General features: G+C 69.5%; 4 protein-coding genes. All 4 read right to left on the reverse strand.

Features of this window, described 5'->3' with window-relative positions:
* Positions 1–454, reverse strand: a 454-nt coding sequence (locus G6020_RS08255; RefSeq protein ID WP_241732626.1) for an aldolase/citrate lyase family protein, incomplete at its 3' end; no start/stop codon positions are given.
* On the reverse strand, positions 451–960 hold the full coding sequence (locus G6020_RS08260; RefSeq protein WP_182610294.1) for a MaoC family dehydratase: 510 nt from the start codon (positions 958–960) through the stop codon (positions 451–453). The genes G6020_RS08260 and G6020_RS08255, both read right to left, overlap by 4 nt.
* A 17-nt stretch (positions 961–977) precedes the next feature.
* Positions 978–2,123, reverse strand: coding sequence for an acyl-CoA dehydrogenase family protein (locus G6020_RS08265; RefSeq protein ID WP_182610292.1), 1,146 nt, complete (start codon positions 2,121–2,123; stop codon positions 978–980).
* The coding region (locus G6020_RS08270; RefSeq protein WP_182610293.1) for a biotin/lipoyl-binding protein at positions 2,116–2,751 on the reverse strand (636 nt) is incomplete at its 5' end. The genes G6020_RS08265 and G6020_RS08270, both read right to left, overlap by 8 nt.

Below are 2,751 nucleotides of genomic sequence, written 5' to 3' on the forward strand. Positions count from 1 at the left end.
TCGAACCGCCCATGGCGGCCAGCAGGTCCTCGGCGCCCCACATCATGCCGGCGCAGCCCGGTGCGGCGGCGATCTCCGCGGCGCGGATCACGCCGAGGGGCGTCTCCACCAGCGCCAGGACTGCTGCGCCGGTGGCAGCGTGGACGTCGGCGACCTGTGCGGCCGACTCGGTCTTGGCGAGCATGACGCAACGGTAGCCGGTCCTGGCGAGGGCCTCGAGGTCCGCGGCGTGATCATCGGTGTCGATCGGGTTGACCCGGACGATTGTGCGCTCCGGATCGAGATCGGAGGCCACGAGAGCCTCCCGTGCGGCCGGTCGGGCGTCCGGTGCGACCGCGTCCTCCAGATCCACGATCACCACGTCCGCGCGCTCCGCCGCCTTGCCGTACCGCTCGGGCCGGTCGGCCGGGCAGAACAGCAATGCCGGGCCGGGGGGTATCCAGGACGGGGTCATGCCGACCCCTCCGCCGGCTGCTCGGCCGGACGCTTACGGACCAGCGTCTTGCGGACGGCCCTGGCCACCACGTCACCGTGCTGGTTGCGGCCGATGTGCTCGAGCGTCACGATGCCCTCGCCCGGACGCGACTTCGACTCGCGCTTGTCGGTGCACACGGTCTCCGCGTACAGCGTGTCGCCGTGCAGCACGGGCTTGGGGAAGGTGACCTCGGAGAACCCGAGGTTGGCCACGATCGTGCCCTGGGTGAGCTGCGCGACCGACAGCCCGACCAGCGTGGACAGCGTGTGCATGGAGTTCATGAGCCGCTCGCCGCCGAAACCGGGCTGCTCGGCAGACCATGCGGCGTCCAGGTGCAGGGCCTGGGTGTTCATGGTGAGCGTGGTGAACAGGACGTTGTCCGTCTCGGTCATCGTGCGGCCGGGACGGTGGAGGTACGCCGTCCCGACCTCGTACTCCTCGAACCACAGTCCGCGCTGGACGATCTCCTTGCGCTGCTCGGCCATCGTCACAGACTGATCACTCATAACCCGAGACCCCGCGCGATCAGCATGAGCTGCACCTCGGTGGTGCCCTCGCCGATCTCCAGGATCTTGGAGTCCCGGTAGTGCCGGGCCACCAGGTACTCGTTCATGAACCCGTAGCCGCCGTGGATCTGGGTGGCGTCCCGGGCGTTGTCCATCGCGGCCTCGGAGGAGACCATCTTGGCGATGGCGGCCTCCTTCTTGAAGGGCTTGCCGGCCAGCATGAGACGAGCGGCCTCGTAGTAGGCGCAGCGCGCGGTGTGGGCGCGGGCCTCCATGCGGGCGATCTTGAAGGAGATCGCCTGGAACGAGCCGATCTTCTGGCCCATGGACTCGCGTTCCCGCGCGTACTTCACCGACTCGTCGACGCAGCCCTGAGCGGCGCCGGTGGCCACCGCGGCGATCGCGATGCGACCCTCGTCGAGGATCGACAGGAAGTTCGCGTACCCGCGCCCCTCCTCGCCCAGGATGTTCTCCGCCGGGACGCGCACGTCGGAGAAAGTGAGCGGGTGGGTGTCGGAGGAGTTCCAGCCGACCTTGTCGTACGCCGGCTCGACCGTGAAGCCGGGCGTGCCCGACGGGACGATGATGGTCGAGATGGCCTTCTTGCCGTTATCCCGGACGCCGGTCACCGCGGTGACGTTGACCAGCGAGGTGATGTCGGTCCCCGAGTTGGTGATGAACTGCTTGTTGCCGTTGACCACCCACTCGTCGCCGTCCCGCTTCGCGGTGGTCTTGGTGGCGCCGGCGTCCGATCCCGCGCCGGGCTCGGTGAGTCCGAAGCCCGCGAGCTTCGTGCCCGCGGCGAGGTCGGGCAGCCAGGTGTTCTTCTGCTCGTCGGTGCCGAAGTGGTAGATGGGCATCGCGCCCAGGCCCACGCCGGCCTCGAGCGTCATGGCGGTCGACTGGTCGACACGACCCAGCTCCTCGAGCGCCAGGGAGAGGGCGAAGTAGTCGCCGCCCATGCCGCCGAACTCCTCGGGGAAGGGCAGGCCGAACAGGCCCATCTCGCCCATCTTGGCCACGATCTCGTACGGGAACGTGTGGTTGCGGTCGTGCTCGGCCGAGGCGGGGGCCACCACCTTGTCGGCGAACTCGGCGACAGTGACCTTGAGGTCCTGGTAGTGCTCTTCCAACTCAGGCATCGGTTTCTCCTTGGGATTCCTCGGTGGAGGGGTGGGGCTCGACGGCGCTTGATTCAACCGTGCTTGGTTCGACCGTCGCGAGCAGGTGGTCGGCGGGCACCTGCTCGCCGGTGGAGACGTTCAGCCGGACCACTCCGTCGATCGGCGCCGACAGGGCGTGCTCCATCTTCATGGCCTCGACGGCCAGGACGTTCTGGCCCGCGGTCACCTCGTCACCGTCGGCGACGAAGCACGCGATGACCGACCCGGGCATGGGGCTGAGGATCTGACCGTCCGACATGCCGGCGTCGTGGATCCGGGAGTCGATCAGCGGGAGCATGCGCAGGTCCCAGGTGCCTCCGTCGCCGGCGACCCAGAAGGTGTCCGCCGCCCTGGGGTCGGCCGAGCGGACGACGGTCCAGCGCTGTTGCGTGCCGTCGACGGTCAGTCGCAGCGACCCGCCGTCCCGGGCGACCCTGGCCTGGTGCCGGGAGGAGACCTCGGGCTCGGCAGTGGAGCCGATCGTGGCGTCGGTGATGGTCACCTCGGCGTCGTCGGGGGTCCCCTTGAGGCCGACGGTGACCGCGTCCGACCCCGGGCCGGAGTCCAGCCGGGTCCACACCTCGGCGCGACCTCCGACCCGCCAGCC

The organism is Dietzia sp. B19 (assembly GCF_014145155.1).
Classification (GTDB): Bacteria; Actinomycetota; Actinomycetes; order Mycobacteriales; family Mycobacteriaceae; genus Dietzia; species Dietzia natronolimnaea.